Consider the following 19,710-nt stretch of genomic DNA (forward strand, 5'->3'; position numbering starts at 1 on the left):
ATTAGCCAATCAGCAAGCTGACTGGCCGTTCCTCGTAAGGAACAATAATTAGTATACGGATTTTAGGTGGTTCCGTCAACAACTTTTCTAAAAAGATTGAAAAAGTTACAGTTTACAGACTCTAAATAAGAAGAGCGGGGAAATATTCGCTTCCCCGCTCTTTGATTAAACAAATTTGTTTTAAATGTTCGGTTTTATGATGACCATTCGATTGATTGGCCATCTCGACCATCTTTTACCAAGATTCCCATTTCCTTTAGACGGTCACGGAGTTCATCAGACTTCGCGAAGTCTTTTTCTTCTCGTGCCGCCTTGCGCTCTTCCAAAATCGCCTTTGCTTCTTTTGGTAATTCGCGTTCTTCTTCAAAGTTATCAATTCCGAAGATGTGTAACCATGAAGCAAGTTCGTCCTTGACCCGAGAAATCGTAGACGCAGTAGCCGATGACGTGAGCATCTTATTTCCAAGAGTGATCAACTCGAACATTACCGTCAGGGCGTTCTCCACGTTGAAGTCGTCATCCATCGCTGCAACAAAACGTTCCTTTAATAAGAGAACTTGCTTTTCAACATCAGAATCAACATCCCCGTTGTCATCCGCCTTCGCAATAAGGCCGCGCATCGTCCGGTAAATTTTATCCATCTCCGCTTGGGCCTGATCCAGACGATCACGGGAGTATGCAACCGGACGGCGGTAGTGCGTCTTCGTCAGGAAGTAACGCAAACCTTGTGGATCAATGCTGTCATCTTCAAGCAAATCGTGAATCGTCACGAAGTTGCCGAGGGACTTCGACATCTTCTCATCGTTTACGTTCACAAACCCATTGTGCAACCAGTAGTTCACGAAGCGTTCGTCGTGGTATGACTCGGACTGCGCCAATTCGTTTGTGTGGTGTGGAAAGGCCAGGTCGATTCCACCAGCGTGGATGTCGATGGTGTCACCGAGAAGCTCGTCAATCATAACGGAACATTCGAGGTGCCAGCCCGGACGCCCAGGTCCCCAAGGTGATGGCCAGGCTGTCACATCCGGACGAACTTCCTTTTTCCACAGTGCAAAGTCTGTCGGATCGTGTTTTTCATCCTGGTCGTCGTCTTCCAAACGGCCAGCCGCATTCTTTTTCAACTCATCCATGTTTTGGTGAGAAAGCGTGGCGTAGTTTTTGAACTGGTTCGTCTTGAAGTAAACATCCCCGTTCACTTCATATGCTTGGCCTTCTGCCATCAACTTCTCAACGAAGGAAACCATTTCTTCCATGTACTGTGTTGCACGCGGGCGAGTGGTAGCAGGTTCCACGTTCAAAGCGGCCGCATCTTCCAAGAAAGCGTCGGCGTATTTGTCTGCCACTTCTTCTTCCGTGAGCCCCTCCTTTTTCCCTTGGTTGATCACCTTATCGCCAAGATCCGTAAAATTGGACACGAAGTTTACGTCCAAACCACGCCACTCGAAGTACTTACGAATTGTATCGAAGGCCACCGTCGAGCGGGCATTTCCGATGTGAATGTAGTTATACACTGTCGGACCACAGAGGTACATCGTCACCTTACCGTCTTGAATGGGCGTAAACGTTTCTTTTTCTAAGCTGTAAGTGTTGTATACCGTCTGCATAAACATGAGTCCTCCAATGTTTTCTACATTATAACAAAAAGTGGCTGTTCTCACGGATCAAGAAAGCGAAAAACAGCGTTCCTTTTGACTATTTTGGAAAGTTCAAATTAATATCCGTTCGTATTATTAGTTATGATATACTGTTACTTACCATATATATTAACTAACACCTTGCTATTATTTCGATCATACAAGTTTTAAAGAACAACCTTAATTCATAGGTAGATCATAATAAAAAATAGATCAGTAGATAGTTATAAAAGAGATCATTTGTTAATAGCCATTATGTTCACACATGATTCGAAATAAAAGCAAAAGAAAAAACCACCTGTAGTTTGAGCGCTTAGGTGGTTTTTTTGATTTATTCTTCCGTTGAATTTCGTTCAATATACAAGAGGATAAGTCCTGCTAGTACAGCAAATTCGAAGTTCACGAAAGCCAAAAACAATTGGTCTGCCATATATACTAACCTTCACCTTTCCGAAGAAGGTAAGTACGTTGACCATTATATTCTATTGATAGCATCGCCCGTTTCCCTCTCTGCTAAGGCTAACTACCAATAAAAACTACTATACCTCGTTAATGTAACATTCGCAATATTTCAAATTGTACTCTTATAATATACAAAAGCAGCTCGCCGAAGCGAACTGCTTTTCTTCTATATAAACTTATGCGAGGTACTTTGCCTTCACATCTGCCATCGTCTTCAAGACGTCATCCTTGTTCAACAAAACAAGCAATTCTGGCAAGTTTGGTCCCTGAATTTGGTGTGTCGTTGCAATTCGGATTGGGTTCCAAAGGGGACGTCCCTTGATTTCCAATTCGTTTTGGATGGCACGAATCGTTGCCATGTAAGTGGCCGCGTCCGTGTCTTCAGGCAATTCCGTGTAGGCCTTTTCCCATGCGGCAAAGACCTTACGTCCATCTTCAGAGGTCAAGTATTCGACCATTTCGTCGGTAATATCACCCAATTGGAAGAATGGTTCGCGCATCAAGTCAACGATTTGGTGCGTATATGAAATACCGTCAACACCGGCAACGTCGATGGCTTGAACGAGCCAGTCGTGCTTCGTCTTGGCTTCGTCTTCGGTGATGAACCCTGCCTTGACCAATTCTTCGATCAATTGTGGCATGATCTTATCCTTGTCACGACGAATCCATTGGTTGTTAATCCATTCCAACTTCTTTTGGTCGAACTTGGCGTTGGCCTTTGACAAACGGTGTTCGTCAAACATGTTCTTGAATTCTTCCAATGAGAAGATTTCGTCTTCACCCTTTGGTGACCATCCCAAAAGGCCGATGAAGTTATCAAGGGCTTCTGGTTGGTAACCGAGTTCACGGTATTGTTCGACGAACTGCAAGATATCGTTGTCACGCTTTGACAACTTCTTACCAGTTGCGGCGTTGATGATCAAAGCCATGTGCCCGAAGTGTGGGATGTCCCAACCGAAGGCATCGTAAATCATCATCTGCTTTGGCGTGTTTGAAACGTGATCGTCTCCACGCAAAACGTGGGTAATCTTCATCAAGTGGTCGTCGACCGTAACGGCAAAGTTATAAGTAGGCATACCGTCGGCCTTTTGGATAACCCAGTCACCACCGACTTCTTTTCCACCGATTTGAATTGAACCCTTCACGATGTCGTCCCACTTGTACATCTTGTCTTCTGGAACACGGAAACGAACAACTGGCTTCAAGCCTTGGGCTTCGAATTCAGCGTACTTGGCTTCACGTTCTTCCTTTGACATGCCTTCGTATTCGTAGACGTAGTGTGGTGCTTGCTTAGCCGCTTGTTGGGCTTCACGTTCAGCAGCCAATTCTTCTGACGTCTTGTAGGACTTGTAGGCCAAACCACGTTCGAGCAAATCGTCGATGAATGGTTGGTAGATGCCCTGTTCGTTACGTTCTGATTGACGGTATGGTCCGTATTCACCTGGGTTTGCAGGTGATTCATCCCAGTCCAAGCCCAACCACTTCAAGTTGTCGAGCTGTGACTTTTCACCATCTTCAATGTTACGTGATGAATCGGTATCTTCGATACGGATTACAAACGTTCCGTTGTAATGGCGGGCAAAGAGCCAGTTAAAGAGCGCCGTACGGGCGTTTCCAATGTGTAAGTACCCCGTTGGTGATGGGGCATAGCGGACGCGAAAGTCGTCAGTCATGTGTACTTATCTCCTAAAGTCAGCTTGCGCTGTAATTTTCTCTTAATTAGTATACAACAAAGTTTTTTGTCTTTCAGGGACAATCCCTGATTTCTCTAAGGCTACTTAGCCCAAAGCAATCTTCAATGCCTCTTTGATGGTGGATACACCGATGACTTCGAGGCCGTCGGGTACTTTCACGGAGGCTAAGTTATTCTTTGGAACAACGGCGCGCGCAAATCCGAGCTTGCGCGCTTCCTTCAAACGCCCTTCGAGGTAAGACACTGACCTGACCTCACCGGTCAGACCAAGTTCACCGACGAAGACGTCCGAGGCCGGCGACTCTTTATCTGAATAGGACGAGGCAATCGCCACGGCGATCGCCAAGTCAATGGCTGGCTCGTCTAACTTCACACCACCAGCCGCCTTCAAGTAAGCGTCTTGGTTTTGCAAAAGCAAGTTGGCCCGCTTTTCAAGTACCGCCATGATCAAAGACACGCGGTTGCGGTCCAAACCAGTTGCGGTCCGCTGGGCGTTCCCAAAGACAGATGGCGTAACCAAAGCTTGTAATTCAACCAATATTGGCCGTTCACCTTCAAGCGTGGCGACAATAGCCGAGCCGGTCGCTCCGGCGAGGCGTTCTTCCAAAAAGATCTCAGAAGGGTTGGCCACCTCGGCCAATCCCTTATCACGCATCTCAAAGATTCCCAGCTCATTTGTCGCTCCGAAACGGTTCTTCACCGCCCGCAGGATTCGATACTTGTAGTGCCGGTCACCCTCGAAGTAAAGCACCGTGTCGACCATGTGTTCCAAAATCTTTGGACCGGCGATTGCGCCGCCCTTCGTCACGTGACCAACGATGAAGACGGAAATGTTATTCGTCTTTGCAATTTGGAGAAGGTCCGCCGTCACTTCCCGAATCTGAGCAACCGATCCAATTGGCGACGTCAAATCCGGTTCCTGCATCGTCTGCACGGAATCGATGATCAAGTAGTTTGGCTGCAGGCTTTCCACCTGCTTCTTGATGGCTTCCATGTCCGTTTCCGGATACAAGTAGAAGTCATCCCCACCGACGTCCAACCGGTCGGCGCGCATCTTTACCTGCGTGGCCGACTCTTCACCGGTCACGTAGAGCACCTTTCCGTGGTTGGCCAACTGTCCTGAGACCTGGAGTAAGAGCGTGGACTTTCCGATTCCCGGATCACCACCAATCAAAACCAGCGTTCCTGCAACGACCCCGCCACCAAGCACACGGTTCAATTCCTTCAGCTCGGTTGTCACCTTTGGCGTTTCTTCCAAAGACACCTGGTTGATCTTTTCAACCTTCGCGGCTTTTCCGTCGATTCCCACGCGGCTCTTGCGCGACTGCGTTTCGGGTTGCACCTTTTCTTCAACGAAGGTTCCCCACTCGCCACAGTTTGGGCAGCGGCCCAAGTAACGGGCCGAGATGAAATCACAGTTCGAGCAAATAAATTGTGTTTTTGATTTCGCCACTTAACTTAGGCCTCCCCAGTTGAACCAAAGCCACCGGAACGAACCGTCTTGATGGCGTCTTCGTCCTGGTCGGCAAGCAAGAACGGCAAGAAGAGTCCCTGACCAATGCGGTCACCCTTCTTGATTTCAAGATCTTCGTCTCCGAAGTTCAAGAACTGGAAGAAGATGTGCCCTTCGTTCTTTTCGTTGTTGTAGTAATCACCGTCGATGATGCCGACACCGTTTGACATGATCAACTTCTTCTTCATTGGGCCAGATGAACGGGATACTAATTGCAAGTATTCCCCTTCTTGCATGTAGGCCTTGATTCCAGTCGGCACCAAAGTTGGCTTTGCTGATTGTTGCAATCCCTGTGCCGGAACCACGATGTCTTCTGCGGCTTCAAAGTCATAACCGGCCGCCTGCATCGTTGAACGCTGTGGCAAGTTGATTCCTTGCCCCTCGTACTTGCTTACAATTTCAAATCCGCGTGCTGCCATGTCTTATCCACCTTTTTCTGATAAAATTTTATTTAATAGCTTTATTATACGTTAAAAGTTGTCATTCAAAAAGGAGGGATTCCATGGCGATTATTCAAAGGCCCGGCTGGTTTTACTACGAAAAAAACGGTGAACGTTTAGGTGAGGTTTCCTACCTAAAAGAAGGTCACGGACCGATTTTGACCCTTAACCACACCTACGTCGACCCATCCCTGCGTGGCCAATCGATCGCCCGCGAATTAGTCGATGCCGTCTGTGACCTGGCTCGTTCTGAAGGCAAAAAAGTCAAACCCGACTGCCGCTATGCCGCCGTGCTCTTCAAACGTTTTAAAGACGAGTATGCAGACGTTGCTTTAGAACCGGGTGACAACGCCAATTCCTGCCCAATCAATTAAATCATTTACGTGTCCTAACCCGACAGAAAAACGCCCTGGAAAACAGGGCGTTTTTTGTTGGTCTTTTTATTTTTCCTTCTATATTTAAATACGTAACGCGAGCCCTTTTATCACATTCCTAAACGGAATATTTTTAGCCGAAATACCTGCTATATTAGGCTTAGTTAAGCACGTAAGAACAAAATAAGAAGGAGAAAATAATGAACAAAACAATCAACCTTAAATTTTCATATCCCAATGAAAGAGCAGTTGTTGGAGAAAAACTCGGTAAGCAAGTATTCAAAAAGCAAATCGATGCAGTGATGACTGAAGAGGATTGGGAAGGAAACATTACCATCCGCTTTCCTGACTCAGTTATCATTATTGGTCTTTCTTTTTGGGATGAATTTGCCAAATTACTGCTCGATAAAATTGGATACACCGCAGTAATGGACCGCGTCACCTTCGTCACGTCATCCGATAAATTAACGTCCGATTTATACCGGGATCTTATCTAATAACACTTTATAAGAAACGGAGAACACTAAAACATGGAAACAGTAATTAATCTAGAATTTGATTGCACGAATATCAGAGGGCTAGCCGGTGAGGAAGAAGGAGAGCAAGCCTTCAAAGAACAGGTTGAACCAAGATTGACCGAAGAGGCTTGGGAGGGAAACATAACCATCCGCTTCCCGGAGCCCATAATTATTATCGGATCATCTTTTTGGGAAGGGTTTGCACATCCTCTTGTGGCAAAAATTGGTGTTAAAGGTGTTAACGAACGAGTAACTTTCGTCACCTCATCCGAACGACTCACGCAGGAGTTATACCAGTTCCTCATTTAGCAATCCTAAACACAACATAAAACCCGAATAAAAACAAAGGAGAATCAGCACAATGAACTTATACAACCTTTTAACTTTTTTACCGACATTCATCATCTGCATCGCAACATGCATGACACTCTACCTAGCGGAAAAACGATTGAAATCGAACCGAGAGATGGATTTTTCACGCCCCCTTTACCAAAACTACCTTCTAAGTGAGCTGCCTAACGCTCTTACTGAGTATGAAATTGGGCAATACAGCAAGTTGTCGGTGGAAACGTTTTCCACTAAGTTAAAGCATTTTAAGAAAGATATTCGCTATTTTCAATATGCTCACAATAAGATCTATCAAGACGTGTCCAATTCCATCGCTTGCATCGATCGAATTCTCAGCCAAGAACCCGGTTCAAAAAGCATCGGTAAGACAAGCAGTGAAATCTCAGACCTGCTCCACAAAATCTACAAAGCCTTTCTCTTTGACCTGCCCGATGACCACATCGACTCCTACTTCAGGTTAAAGTGAGCAAATAAAAAAGCCCCAGCTAACACTGGCGCTTTTTTGATTAGGCTTCCAATTCTTGGACGCCCTCGGATTGGACTTTTTTATCTGCCAAAACAATAACAATGACCGCAATAATCGCAACCGGAACGAACATCAGCAAAACGTTTCCCCATGAGTCCGCCACCAGGTCGTCGTTAATCGAGTCCTGCAAATCAAAGAGGAAGTGCAGAATCGCTCCCGCCCAAATCGTGTTCGACAGGATACGGATGGCTGCAAAGAGCAAGCCGAAGCAAGTCGCGTAAAAGACCTGCTGGAAGATGGCTTCGTTTGGCCCCTGACCGAAGTTCGTGAAGTGCAGGCAGCCAAAGAGCAAACTCGTCACAAAGGACACGTAAAGCAAGCGGTGCTTCTTCACATCGTAGCGGTTAAAGATACGTTGAAACAAGTTAAAGAAGTAGCCGCGAACGAGGTATTCTTCAAACACACCGGCACCAAGAGCCACGAAGACGCAGGAGGCCATTTTATTGGCCGAGAGGTGGGCAATTTTGCCCAAACATTCGACGTTTCCGTTCACCACGTACATCACGAGGTAGACGAGGACAATAGCGATGACCGACAATTGCATCGCTTTGGACGACCAGGTAAAACGGCGATCAAATAGTCGCTCCTGATTCGTCGCGCGACGAACGAAACGGACAACGAAAAACATGATAATCAACATCACGGCTGCCATGCGAAGCGTCCACTTCAGAGACATCATATCTGGGTAGGCTGGGTAAAAAAGCATCCCCAGTAGCGTCAGGAAGAAAATGGCCAGACCGTGGTATTTTTTGTCTGGATTGGTTGCAGTATATTTGGGCATAAAGTTCTCTCTTATTAATACGCATCAAAAGCGTAATTCTCTTATCAATACCAAACTATTCTAACAGAGTTCATTTAAAAGATGGGCCGTTTTCGATTCCAGTCGAGAATAATTCGCTGCCATTCGCGCAGAAAAACAAGCCATTATCTGAAAGCAAAATAAAAAGCCCCAGCCTTCCATCTTAGAAAGCCAGGGCTTTTTAAACAATTATTGTTCGGTTTTGACTTTGCCCAAAGTAGCAATCAACAACCAGCTGACAATCAAAAGACCGCAAGTCACCAAGAACGTCTGGCCATAGGCCGAAACCAAGATTGCCTTCATGTTCGCGCCGGCCTTCATGCCCTTCATCTTGTCTGAGATATTCAAAGACAACACGTTCGTCAGCAAGACAACCGCCATCGAGTTCACCAGCTGCATCGCCGAGTTCACCATTGGCGTTACTCGTGACACCGCAGACTTTGGTGCAACACTTAAGTTATACGTGTTCACCTGCATCATGGTCATTCCCTGTCCAAAACCAAGAACGATAATCATGAGGACCAATTGCTCTATGGACGTGTCCAAGCTTACTTGTGACAACAAGGCCATCGCGGTGAACATCATAAATACACCAGGCAAAGCAGCCGCCCGAACGCCCCACTTATCGAAAAGCTTTCCTCCGATAATCATACCTGCAAAAGAAGCCAACGCCTGTGGCGCTAACATCTCACCGGCGTGCAGAGCAGAGAAGCCCTTTGCCGTTTGAAGGAATAGAGTCAATAGCAACCCGCCACCAAAGTAAACCAGCTGGTTCAACCAAGTTGCCGTAATTCCGCGGGTAAACTTGGCCGAAGAAAAGGCTTGAACCGCCATCAACGGGTCATCTTCCTTCTTTTCGTTGAAGTAGAAGAGCACGATCAAAATCAAACCGGCAATCAATAAGCCGCTTGTTCCAAAATCCGTTAAGGCATGGCTCTTCAGACGGTAAATCCCGTCCAAGACAGCTAAGAAACCTGAAGGTGCTAAAAGCATCCCCTTCCAGTCCAACTTCTTATCGGCAATCACTTGCCCCTTTGGAATGAACTTCAAAACCATCAAGAACGCCAACGCCCCGAATGGTAAGTTAATCAAGAAGATGGCGTGCCATGAAGACACGTCAAGCAAGTAACCACAAAGCAAAGGACCGGCAATTGGTGCCACAACCATAGGCAAGCCAAGCAGACCCATCAAAGCTCCGCGCCTCTCATTTGGCACAATCTTCCAAACCAAAGCCATTCCAATCGGTCCAACGAGCCCTCCGGCAATTCCTTGCAAGACGCGGAAAGTAATTAACCACTCAATCGAGTTCGCCATCGAGCATAAAACGGACGTGAGAACGAATAGGGAAATTGCTGAACCAAAGGCAACCTTAGCCGTCAAGCGGTCTGAAAGCCAACCTGATAAAGGCGTTACGGCGGCGATGGCAAAGGTGTAGGCCGTGATGGTCCACTGTGCGCTATCAAGGGTTACGCCAAATTGATTTTGCAGCGTTGGCAAGGCAATATTCATGATGGTGGTATCCATCATAACAAGCAACATACCCAAAGAGACCGTGAGGACACTTGGAATGATTTTTAATAATGAAAATTCTTCTTTTGTTTCTGTCATTTTCTTTTCCTTTCGCTGACCTTTGCCAGCAAAGTTATCAAATTAGTCATCTGGGTGCCTTTAAACTAACACCGTTAGATAACTACGAAACAAACTCTAACACCGTTAGATAGAAATGTAAATAAAAAACGATAAATTATTTATCGTCTTCTTCAATCTTCTTTTCAATTCCGTCAGTGATCGAGGACAATGCCCAGTTCAGCATGTCTTTTGACCCCATTTTACCGAGTATTCCTTCTTTGGACATGCGCGCCAAGATATCAAATTCCGCAAAACGATCAATCGCACCCTCATCATACTGTTCAGTGCTTTGACGCAGGTAATCTTTTTCAAAGGTTTGCACATAGTCTTGAATCAAGAGAATGGCGTACAACTTTTCCTGGTCAGATAGCGGCAAGGGCTCAACGACCGACAACAATTCATTTGTTAACTTCAAATAGCTTCTCGTGTGTGGCGGAATAACGTTTAAGAGCTCGACTGAATAGGGGTGTTGGCGCACCTTTTCAGACAGGGCCTGCGCGTTTTGCTTCAACCGACTCTTCCAGTCGCCATCTTTTGCAAAAGAAGAAAGCGACTCTTCGATGACTCGGTTAGCCATTTCTTCTAAGAGGGCGCCTTTGTTTGGGATGTGCCAGTAGAGTGTGGCAGCTTTGATGCCCAGGACATCGGCTAGCTTTCGCATGGACAAACCAGCCAAGCCATCTTTTGCCAGCATATCCAATGCCACATCAACAATCTTATCCTTTGTCATCCGTTCGGCCATCGAGTCCCTCCTTTCTAACATTTAAAGCAATGATTTACTAAAAAACATCATAACACAGGCACAGAAAAAAGCCCCAGCCTTCCATCTTAGAAAGCCAGGGCTTTTAAAATTAAATCTTACTTCTTGTCTTCTTCAATCGCTGAGATGACGACCTTGCCGTCGACCATGTCGGCAGACAATGCCTTCTTGTCAGGGTTGTCGAGGTAGAAGTCCGTGACTTGGTCACGAATCTGTTGTTCGATGACGCGGCGGAGTGGACGAGCCCCGAGTGCTTCGTCGTAGCCATCGTCAATCAAGTGTTCTTTGACTTCGTCAGAAATGGTCAACGTCAAATCCTTCTTAGCCAAAGTCTTGTTGACGTCGTCCAACATCAAGTTAACGATTTGCTTCAAATCGTGCTTCGTGAGTGATGAGAATTCAACCACACCGTTGAAACGGTTCAAGAATTCTGGACGGAAGAAGTTGGACAAGCGGTCCATCAATTCTCCTGATTCGGCGTTCTTGTCACCAAAGCCAGCGTTAGAAGTTGCAATGACCACCGTGTTCTTGAAGTTGACCACGTTTCCTTGACCATCAGTCAAGCGTCCGTCATCCAAGACTTGCAAGAGCAAAGTCAAAACTTGTGGGTTAGCCTTTTCAATTTCATCCAAGAGGACAATTGAGTAAGGGTTACGACGAACCTTTTCAGTCAACGTGTGGGCGTTATCATCGTATCCAACGTATCCGGCAGTAGCACCAATCAACTTCGAAACAGCCGTTTGATCAGAGTATTCTGACATGTCCAAACGGATGATGGACTCCTTCGTTCCAAAGAGATCCTTTGCCAATTGCTTTGCCAATTCCGTCTTACCAACACCAGTAGGTCCAACAAAGAGGAATGATCCGATTGGACGGTTTCCTTCATCGAATCCTGCACGGTTACGACGGATGGCACGAGCCACCATGTTAACGGCTTCATCTTGTCCGATAACCTTACCAGCCAAGCGCTTGTCGATTTGCTTCAAGTGTTCAATATCTGAGGCACCCATTTGTGATACTGGGATACCCGTCAAACGTTCAACGGACTGGGCAACATCGTTTGCCGTTGCTTGAACTTTCTTCGCTTCCTTCGCGTTTTCAAGTTCGTGCTTGATGTCTTTAATTTGCTTCTTGATTGACAAGGCCTTCTCGTAGTCCTCTTCTTGAACCACACGGTCTTGTTCAGCCTTCAAGTCATCCAAACGCTTTTCCAAAGAAACCTTATCGGTTGCTGGGTTTTGCGCTGACAAGTGAGCGGCCGTCATATCGATCAAATCGATGGCCTTATCAGGCAATGAGCGTTGTGGGATGTATTGAACGGAGTAGTCCACGGCGGCCTTCAAGACATCGTCAGGTAAGGTTACGTTGTGGTGCTTTTCGTACAATGGTGCGATTCCCTTCAGAATCTTCAACGTGTCTTCTGCAGAAGGAGCGTTGACCTTCACTTCGTTGAAACGACGAGCCAAAGCTGCGTTCTTCAAAATGGTATTGCGGTATTCGTCCTGGGTGGTTGCACCGATAAGTGACAACTCACCACGTGACAAGGCTGGCTTCAAAATGTCGGCCAAGCCCTTACCACCTTCTCCGTCACCGGTTGAACCGGCACCTAAGATTTGGTGAATTTCATCGAAGAACAAGACGACATTTCCGGCCTTCTTTACTTCGTCAATGAGCTTTTGAACGTTTTCTTCAAAGGCGCCACGGTACTGCGTACCAGCTTCCAATTGTGAAATATCAATGGAGTAAATCTGCTTGTCTTGGATTGCTGCTGGAACATCCCCAGCCACAATGGCTTGTGCCAATCCTTCGATGACAGCAGTCTTACCAACACCGGCATCTCCGACCAACACAGGGTTGTTCTTAGTACGGCGTGACAAGATTTCAGCAGTTTCTTGAATTTCCTTGTTCCGGCCAATGACTGGATCAAGCAAACCATCCTTTGCTTCTTGTGTTAAATTGCGACCGAGCTTTGAAAGCATGCCGTCCTGCTTGATCTTGCCCTCTTGGTTTGAAGCACGACCGTTACCGGCAGCTTGTGCTTCTTCCATGTTTGGCAACTTTCCGGTTTGCTTGTAGTATGCAAACTCTTCAGGAGTGACTTCGCGGCCGTTAATTAAGTAGCGGCGGTTTTCTGAATTCATGCCTCCCAGGTTGCCCATCATATTATCGAAAATATTGTTCATATCGGAACCGAAGTTCTGATTGTTAAACGGATCGTTTTGGTATGCCATATTCTTTTACCTACCTTTATATAGTTTTAGTGAATGTTATTTTGGCAACAGCGCATTCATGAATCGGTTACGAGTCGTCCTCATCGAGCTGGTATGCGTTTTCCAACTCTTTAAGTACCTGCCACATCGCCAGGTGCTGTGCCTGGGCGAGCGCGTCCAAATCGCGAAGATTCATCGACGTCGCTTTGGACTGGTCCTTATTGAAAGAACGATGGATGGTTGTATAACCATAGCCGGAGTTTTTGGAAACCCGGTAAATCGTAAGGGATTTGTCTGCTAAGTAACGTTTAATATTAAAGCGGACCATATCTTTCCTCCTTTGATTCTGTCATTTTCTTTACCATCCTGTAACCTCCTCGACATATAGTATAGCACATCTATGGTATAACACAAGTGTGCTATATCTATTTTTTCAAAAATCCCTTAAAATAGGTTATAACAACGCCAGGCAAAGCGCATTTCCTGGCTTTTCTTTTTTAAAAGTCAAACCCGCACCACCAAAAAAACTCCAGCTCCAACAAAGGATAACCATGGCCAATCAACGTTTTGAAATCGAATTACCCGACAAGGTGGTATCAGACCTTGAGCTAAAAGACGGCGAGCAGATTGATTTGCAGTTGAGCAACCATTCCTTTAAGGTGCTCCCCCGCCGCGATGAACACCAGAATCAGCAGCTGTCGATCCGACGCTTCATCCTGCCATCCGTGCTGGCAACGGCCTGCTTTATTTTCTACACCCTTTGGCAGCAGGATAACCTCGTGGCCTTGACCGGACGCGACTCCATCGCCACCTGGGTGATTCTCTTCGGGGAGTTGACCGGTATGGGAACCTTTATGTACACCCACCTTGTGTCGGTTAAAAACGAGGCGGACCCATTAAAGAAGAAAACGGCGTTACGACTCACGCCAACCCTCTTTGTTTCCTTCGCTCTTATCCAGGCCTTTTCGATGCTGGCCTTCTTTTGGGTGATTGGCTACCTGTTTCAGGCCGTTTACTTTGATTCACTGACTGCTTCGCTTCTATTCTTCACCTTCGTTTCGGTTGTGAACTACGCGATGATTTATTCGGCAATGTTGGTGTCGACCACCTTCATGATGGCAACGCTCATCGTTACCATCTGTTGTGGGGTGCTTGCTTCGATGGTGACGAATTCAAGCTTGCTGTGGTGGCAACACAACTTCTCCTTCTTGGGAACGGCGCAAGCACAATTTTCATGGACGTTCAATGCAACGCTCATGATTTCGGGCTTGCTCTGGGGAACGTTGATCGACTACCTCTTCGTGCCGATTCAAAAGCGCCTGCCCAAGAACTGGCGGTTGATTGCACTGCGCGCGTTTTTGACTTTTGACGCCATCTGCTTATTTGCCATTGGCGCATTGCCGAACAACCCAGGCGTGTTGCACATCGCACACGACACGGCGGCCAACCTTCTCATTTTGGGAACGGTGCTGCCGATGGTGATGATGCACGTCCTCTTGCCGAACGCGACGAAGGAATTCAACCTCTTCTCCATCGGTACGGCGACGGGAATCGCGATCGCCTGTGCGCTCTTCTACCTCATCCGCTACTTGTCACTCACGGCCTTTGAAATCTTCGTGTTGACGATGGGAATCTCATGGTTGTTACTGCTGATGCAAAACATCCACGAGCTGTTCGAGCTGAAGGAAAATACTTATACAATTAATCTGAAATCTGTCTCATAGGAGAAAACATGTCAGAATACCAAGCAAAGAAAAAGGGCTTTAAGTCTTCATATAAAAAGCACGATGATGACCATCGGGGTGGATACCGAGGCCAAAAACGTGACGGTTTTTCTCACGGGAAAAACGGCCGCAAGCCTTCCGGCCAGCGTCCTTACCAAAAGAACCAACAGCGTGACGTCCTCGTCAAGATTGGCCAGAAGTTCCCCCTCACGATTAAGCGGATTGGGATTAACGGTGAGGGAATCGGATACTTTAAGAAGAAGATTACCTTTGTGCCCGGCGCTCTACCTTGTGAAGTGATTACCGCCAAGGTCACCGCTGTGACCGACAAGTTCCTGGAAGCCCGCGTGGTCACGGTTCGAAAACCGAGCCCGGACCGTGTGGAGCCAAAAGACCCTGCCGCCAACCTCGTTGGTGGCTTCGAACTCGCCCACTTGGCTTACCCAGCACAGCTTGCCTTCAAGAAGGACTTGATTGACCAAGCTTTGGAAAAATTCCAACCCAAGAACTACGAAAACATCAAGATCTTGGACACGCTTGGAATGGAAGACCCTTACCACTACCGAAACAAGGCATCCTTGCCAATCCGCAAGCTGAAGGGAGAACTCACGATTGGTCTCTACAAGCGTGGCACCCACGACCTGGTCGACCTGCCAGAGATGGCAACCCAGGACCCGGCTTCATTGAACTTGATTCGTGCCCTTGGTCAAATCTTGGACAAGCACTCCCTTCCTTTCTATAACGAAAAGACGAAGAAGGGCTTAATCAAGACCCTGGTCGTCCGCACGAACCAGGAAGGCTTGGCGCAGGCAACCATCGTGACAACGGAAGATGAATTGCCATCCCGCGATGAGATTGTGGCTGACATTCAAGCACACCTTCCCGAAATCACCGGGCTCTTCCAAAACGTGAACGAGGGTGGCAACTCCCTTATCTGGGGTGATGAAACAAAGAAGATTTGGGGTTCTGACTACCTCCAAGAAGACATCTTGGGTCTGACCTTCAACTTCTCGCCACGCGCCTTCTTGCAGTTGAACTACGAGCAGATGGAAAAGACCTACGAGGTCGCCTTGAACGCGCTTGATCTGCAAGCAGACGACACCTTGGTCGACGCCTACTCCGGTGTTGGAACCTTGGGTCTTTCCATGGCCTACAAGGTCAAGGAAGTGCGCGGAATGGAAATCATCCCCGAAGCCGTAGAAGACGCCAAGTTGAATGCCGAAGAAAACGGCATCGAAAACGCCTTCTACGAAGTTGGTTCGGCTGAAAAGGTCTTTCCTAAGTGGGCCCGCGATGGTTTCAAGCCAACAGCCTTAGTCGTTGATCCACCCCGTCCTGGTTTGGACGATGCGTTGAAGCGCGCCATCCTGAAGACGAAGCCAAAGAAGTTCGTTTACATCTCATGTAATCCATCCACTTTGGCCCGCGACCTGAAGGACTTGGACTCCGCCTACCACGTTGACTTCATTCAACCCGTCGACATGTTCCCCCAAACGCCACGTTGGGAAGGGGTCGTTAAACTCACCTTGCGCTAGGTCTTAAAGCACGTTATTCTGTCTTTAACACCCCATCACTTGCAAATAAAAAAGGAGGCAACATGCACCATCGCAATGGACAGTTCTACGAACTGACAACAACGCAATTCTTGTTCTATTTCATCTTTTCGTTGACCTTGGATGGATTGGGAAACGGAATGTCTGTCTCCACGAATTTGGGTTCCGCCCCATGGACGGCCGGTTCTGCGAACTTGGCTCACTGGACTGGATTACCCATTGCCCTCTTCTTGGCATTGACCTCCGTTCTGGTGGCTACCGCGAACATTTTCTTCTCGCGCAAGTTGGACTGGAAGCGTTTCTTCGGAAACATCCTCTTCGGTGTGATGTTCTCCTTCTTGGCAGGTATCTTCACGACCCTCTTCATTAACGCCGGCATCCCAAAGAGTCCACTCTGGTTTAAGGTGATTTTTGACATCGTGGGGCTCACCATCGTTGGGGTTGGAATTTCCATCTACCAGCGGGTAAACGTCATTCTCCACCCAATCGATGATTTGACCAACATCCTGCGCTTCTCCTACTTTAAGGGATCCGCGCCAAAGGCTCAGATGAGCAACTTCATCGTGGCCATCTTCATCTCATTAACTTGCTGGTTATTCTCTGGAACGATTGTGGCCCTGAACTTCGGAACGGCCTTCGCCTTCTTCTGCCAGGGTTCCATCATCGCCTTCTCCGACCGCTTTGTTTTCCCAAGCCTCGTCCACGGAAACATGGCGAAGTCTCACAAGGACATCCCACAACAATAAGCTGGGCGCCAACAAATAAACAATAAAAAAGCAAAACAAAAAGCCGACTCGCTTGAGTCGGCTTTTCTTTATGCTATTCAATTATGCTTTAAAAAATCGCTTTGAAATGTCATGAACGACTGGATTGTTTAACACAAAGTAGGTCATCACCAATTGAATTGGGAAGAAGATGATGTTCTTCGGCAAGCGGGTCGCCATCATCGAAAAGTAAACGGACCAGGATTTGTGGGCCGAATACAAGATGGTCAACGCCGCTGTATTGATGATTAAATTAACCACAATCGTGATTAACAGCACGGCGAGAATAACCTTCCACCAAGCAACCTTTGCGTCCTGCTTTTCCTGGTAGAAAAGAGACCCGTAGATTAGCCCGGCAAGAAGTACTCCGATGGCCATCACCGGTGACCAGTGACCGCCACCAAAGAAAGTGGTTTTGACGAAGTCCAAAAGGACCATCGTCATGGCTGTCCACAGCGGGCCGAAAAACTTTCCCATCAGGCTGGAAGCCAGAAAGACAAAGGAAATCCGAAGAATCTGCGTCGTGATGGAAAGCCGGCCCAAGATAAAGGACATGGCAATCAAAACCGACAGCAAGACCAGCTGTTGGACGGTGAGCTTGGGCAGCGCCCAAACCTTAAAAGACGTGCGTGTCTGATTGTTCATATGATTGAACCTCCTCAAAGAAGCGTCCACCTATTGTTGGTGAATGCGGAACTCGCACCGCACATTCCTGTTTCGTCGCTTGTTCACATTCCGTTCCAAGCGCACTTAACGCACGAGTTCCTACCCCATAAATTTTATGTGTTGCATCTGCAGCTGCAACTTATTTATTATACCAGTTTTTAGAAGGCCGTTTCTGTCTTAAAAAAGTGTTATTCAGTTTTCGAATAAGGATAATAAAAAAGTCAAACCCGGACCGGGTCTGACTTTTCCGTTTCTATTTAATGATACAAAATCAAAGCCGAAGCCTTCGTCATGGACTGTGCGTACTGCACGTCAATAATTTCGTGGTCCTGGTTTTGTAACTCTTCGAGTGCCTGGTTCAACTTTTGCGTGAACTCTTCTTCAGACACTTTTCCTACAACGAGTTTGCTTAGCATGTTCTCGCCTTCTTTCTATGTTCACTTCGAGTATAGCACTCAAAATAAAAAACACTAGTCAAAAGGCTAGTGTTTTTTCATTACATCTTTGCTTCCAAGTCCACGTCAGGGTACTTGTCCTTGAACCAGTTCAACGCGAATTGGTTTTCAAACAAGAATACCGGACGGTCGTAGCGATCCTTCACGAGCATGTTACGTGAAGATGCCATCTTTTCATCAACTTGGTCAGGATTAATCCAACGAGCAACCTTTGAACCGATTGGTTCGAATTGGATGGCCACGTTGTATTCGTTTTCCATTCGGAACTTGAACACTTCAAACTGCAACTGTCCAACGGCTCCAAGGATGTACTCGTTTGAGTTCCAGGCCTTGTAGAGCTGAATCGTTCCTTCTTGCACCAGCTGGGTGATTCCCTTGTGGTAGGACTTCTGCTTCATGACATCCTTCGCGATGACCTTATTGAAGTACTCAGGCGCAAAGGTTGGCAAGTCAGGGTAAGTGATTTTCTTCTTACCAGAGTAAATCGTGTCACCAATTTGGTAGTTACCCGTATCGTAGATACCAATGATATCCCCGGGCACGGCGTTTTCAACGTTTTCACGTTCTTCAGCCATAAACTGGGTCACGTTGGCCAAACGGAGTTTCTTCCCTGTTCGAGAAAGCGTGACGTCCATCCCCTTCTTGAACTCACCAGAAACGATTCGCGCAAAGGCGATGCGGTCACGGTGACGGGGATCCATGTTGGCCTGGATTTTGAAGATGAAGGCGGAGAACTGATCGGAATCAGGCGTGATCTTTTCGTCGTCCACCGTTTCAATTCCGGCTGGTTGTGGCGCGTACTTCAAGTACTCTTCCAAGAATTCCGTCACACCGAATCCGGCCAAAGCGGAACCGAAGAAGACAGGCGTCAACTTTCCGTTTTGAACAGCTTCTTGGTCAAAGTCGTTTCCGGCTTCTTCCAAGAGTTCCACTTCTTCCATTCCTTCTTCACGAATTTCTGGGTGGTCCGTGGCGTTCTTAAACGGAATCATGTCCTTTTCTTGCAAGTCGTAGATTCCTTGCAAAATTTGTCCAGAACCGATTGGCCAGTTCATTGGGAAGGCTTGGATACCAAGCGTTGATTCAATTTCGTCAACCAGGTCAAAGGGTGAACGGGCATCACGGTCAATCTTGTTAAAGAAGGTGAAGACCGGGATTCCACGCTTTGAGACAATCTCAAAGAGCTTCTTCGTCTGGGACTCGATACCCTTGGCGGCGTCGACAACCATGACAACGGAGTCAACGGCCATCAATGTCCGGTACGTATCTTCAGAGAAATCTTCGTGACCAGGGGTGTCCAGGATGTTAATTCGCTTACCTTCATAGTCAAACTGCAAAACAGATGACGTAACGGAGATTCCACGTTGCTGCTCAATCGCCATCCAGTCGGACGAGGCCAATTTCTTAGAGCCACGTCCCTTAACTGTTCCGGCTTCACGAATCACTCCCCCGTGTAGCAGGAGTTGTTCCGTCAAGGTTGTCTTACCCGCATCGGGGTGAGAGATGATGGCGAATGTGCGCCGTGTTTTTAGTTGGTCTTTAAAGTCTGTCATAATGTCTTTATTCTACCCGAAAAAAGCAGCCAGGGCTAGAGACGATTATGTCCTAGTGGCTGCTTTTTTGATTTAGAGGAATGGCTATT

General features: G+C 47.1%; 19 protein-coding genes and 1 riboswitch. Of the genes, 7 read left to right on the forward strand and 12 right to left on the reverse strand.

What is annotated here, in order from left to right:
• Positions 1–194: 194 nt before the first annotated feature.
• The 4 genes from cysS to G6R29_RS05680 form a co-directional block, all read right to left on the reverse strand.
• On the reverse strand, positions 195–1,604 hold the full coding sequence (gene cysS, locus G6R29_RS05665) for a cysteine--tRNA ligase (RefSeq protein WP_213809388.1): 1,410 nt from the start codon (positions 1,602–1,604) through the stop codon (positions 195–197).
• 668 nt (positions 1,605–2,272) lie between these two features.
• Positions 2,273–3,769: a glutamate--tRNA ligase gene (gene gltX, locus G6R29_RS05670; RefSeq protein WP_213809389.1), complete on the reverse strand. Its 1,497-nt coding sequence runs from the start codon at positions 3,767–3,769 to the stop codon at positions 2,273–2,275.
• Positions 3,770–3,874: 105 nt separating this feature from the next.
• Complete coding sequence (gene radA / locus G6R29_RS05675; protein WP_213809390.1) at positions 3,875–5,242, reverse strand: DNA repair protein RadA; 1,368 nt, start codon at positions 5,240–5,242, stop codon at positions 3,875–3,877.
• Positions 5,243–5,247: 5 nt separating this feature from the next.
• The gene (locus tag G6R29_RS05680) at positions 5,248–5,721 is read right to left on the reverse strand and encodes a dCTP deaminase/dUTPase family protein (protein WP_213809391.1); all 474 of its coding nucleotides are present in this window, start codon (positions 5,719–5,721) and stop codon (positions 5,248–5,250) included.
• 83 nt (positions 5,722–5,804) lie between these two features.
• Here G6R29_RS05680 and G6R29_RS05685 point away from each other — a divergent pair, with 83 nt between their 5' ends.
• The 4 genes from G6R29_RS05685 to G6R29_RS05700 all read left to right on the forward strand — a co-directional run bounded on the left by G6R29_RS05685 (position 5,805) and on the right by G6R29_RS05700 (position 7,448).
• A complete protein-coding gene (locus G6R29_RS05685; protein WP_213809392.1) occupies positions 5,805–6,116 on the forward strand; it encodes a GNAT family N-acetyltransferase in 312 nt (103 codons plus the stop codon).
• 200 nt (positions 6,117–6,316) lie between these two features.
• Positions 6,317–6,613: a hypothetical protein gene (locus G6R29_RS05690; RefSeq protein WP_213809393.1), complete on the forward strand. Its 297-nt coding sequence runs from the start codon at positions 6,317–6,319 to the stop codon at positions 6,611–6,613.
• A gap of 33 nt (positions 6,614–6,646) precedes the next feature.
• Positions 6,647–6,943, forward strand: coding sequence for a hypothetical protein (locus G6R29_RS05695; RefSeq protein WP_213809394.1), 297 nt, complete (start codon positions 6,647–6,649; stop codon positions 6,941–6,943).
• 52 nt (positions 6,944–6,995) lie between these two features.
• Positions 6,996–7,448: a hypothetical protein gene (locus G6R29_RS05700; protein ID WP_213809395.1), complete on the forward strand. Its 453-nt coding sequence runs from the start codon at positions 6,996–6,998 to the stop codon at positions 7,446–7,448.
• A gap of 40 nt (positions 7,449–7,488) precedes the next feature.
• Here G6R29_RS05700 and G6R29_RS05705 read toward each other — a convergent pair whose 3' ends face one another.
• The 5 genes from G6R29_RS05705 to G6R29_RS05725 form a co-directional block, all read right to left on the reverse strand.
• Positions 7,489–8,289, reverse strand: a complete 801-nt coding sequence (locus G6R29_RS05705; protein WP_213809396.1) for a CPBP family intramembrane glutamic endopeptidase — start codon at positions 8,287–8,289, stop codon at positions 7,489–7,491.
• A gap of 207 nt (positions 8,290–8,496) precedes the next feature.
• Positions 8,497–9,915, reverse strand: a complete 1,419-nt coding sequence (locus tag G6R29_RS05710) for a DHA2 family efflux MFS transporter permease subunit (protein WP_213809397.1) — start codon at positions 9,913–9,915, stop codon at positions 8,497–8,499.
• Between the two features lie 136 nt (positions 9,916–10,051).
• Entirely contained in the window at positions 10,052–10,678 is a 627-nt protein-coding gene (locus G6R29_RS05715) for a TetR/AcrR family transcriptional regulator (RefSeq protein WP_213809398.1), read from the reverse strand.
• Between the two features lie 116 nt (positions 10,679–10,794).
• Positions 10,795–12,927, reverse strand: coding sequence for an AAA family ATPase (locus G6R29_RS05720; RefSeq protein WP_213809399.1), 2,133 nt, complete (start codon positions 12,925–12,927; stop codon positions 10,795–10,797).
• Between the two features lie 67 nt (positions 12,928–12,994).
• Positions 12,995–13,234 carry a helix-turn-helix domain-containing protein gene (locus tag G6R29_RS05725; protein ID WP_213809400.1) on the reverse strand — a complete coding sequence of 80 codons (240 nt, stop codon included), beginning with the start codon at positions 13,232–13,234 and terminating at the stop codon, positions 12,995–12,997.
• A gap of 223 nt (positions 13,235–13,457) precedes the next feature.
• Here G6R29_RS05725 and G6R29_RS05730 point away from each other — a divergent pair, with 223 nt between their 5' ends.
• The 3 genes from G6R29_RS05730 (at position 13,458) to G6R29_RS05740 (ending at position 16,929) form a co-directional block, all read left to right on the forward strand.
• The gene (locus G6R29_RS05730; protein ID WP_213809401.1) at positions 13,458–14,630 is read left to right on the forward strand and encodes a DUF998 domain-containing protein; all 1,173 of its coding nucleotides are present in this window, start codon (positions 13,458–13,460) and stop codon (positions 14,628–14,630) included.
• Between the two features lie 8 nt (positions 14,631–14,638).
• The gene (gene rlmD, locus G6R29_RS05735; protein WP_213809402.1) at positions 14,639–16,165 is read left to right on the forward strand and encodes a 23S rRNA (uracil(1939)-C(5))-methyltransferase RlmD; all 1,527 of its coding nucleotides are present in this window, start codon (positions 14,639–14,641) and stop codon (positions 16,163–16,165) included.
• Positions 16,166–16,227: 62 nt separating this feature from the next.
• Positions 16,228–16,929, forward strand: a complete 702-nt coding sequence (locus G6R29_RS05740) for a YczE/YyaS/YitT family protein (RefSeq protein WP_213809403.1) — start codon at positions 16,228–16,230, stop codon at positions 16,927–16,929.
• A gap of 81 nt (positions 16,930–17,010) precedes the next feature.
• Here G6R29_RS05740 and G6R29_RS05745 read toward each other — a convergent pair whose 3' ends face one another.
• The 3 genes from G6R29_RS05745 to G6R29_RS05755 all read right to left on the reverse strand — a co-directional run bounded on the left by G6R29_RS05745 (position 17,011) and on the right by G6R29_RS05755 (position 19,621).
• The gene (locus G6R29_RS05745) at positions 17,011–17,592 is read right to left on the reverse strand and encodes a folate family ECF transporter S component (protein WP_213809404.1); all 582 of its coding nucleotides are present in this window, start codon (positions 17,590–17,592) and stop codon (positions 17,011–17,013) included.
• A gap of 35 nt (positions 17,593–17,627) precedes the next feature.
• Positions 17,628–17,722, reverse strand: a riboswitch (THF riboswitch).
• 148 nt (positions 17,723–17,870) lie between these two features.
• Positions 17,871–18,029 carry a hypothetical protein gene (locus G6R29_RS05750; RefSeq protein WP_213809405.1) on the reverse strand — a complete coding sequence of 53 codons (159 nt, stop codon included), beginning with the start codon at positions 18,027–18,029 and terminating at the stop codon, positions 17,871–17,873.
• Positions 18,030–18,109: 80 nt separating this feature from the next.
• Positions 18,110–19,621, reverse strand: a complete 1,512-nt coding sequence (locus G6R29_RS05755) for a peptide chain release factor 3 (protein ID WP_213809406.1) — start codon at positions 19,619–19,621, stop codon at positions 18,110–18,112.
• Positions 19,622–19,710: the final 89 nt, after the last annotated feature.

It is taken from the genome of Fructobacillus broussonetiae (assembly GCF_018437275.1).
Taxonomy (GTDB): Bacteria; Bacillota; Bacilli; order Lactobacillales; family Lactobacillaceae; genus Fructobacillus; species Fructobacillus broussonetiae.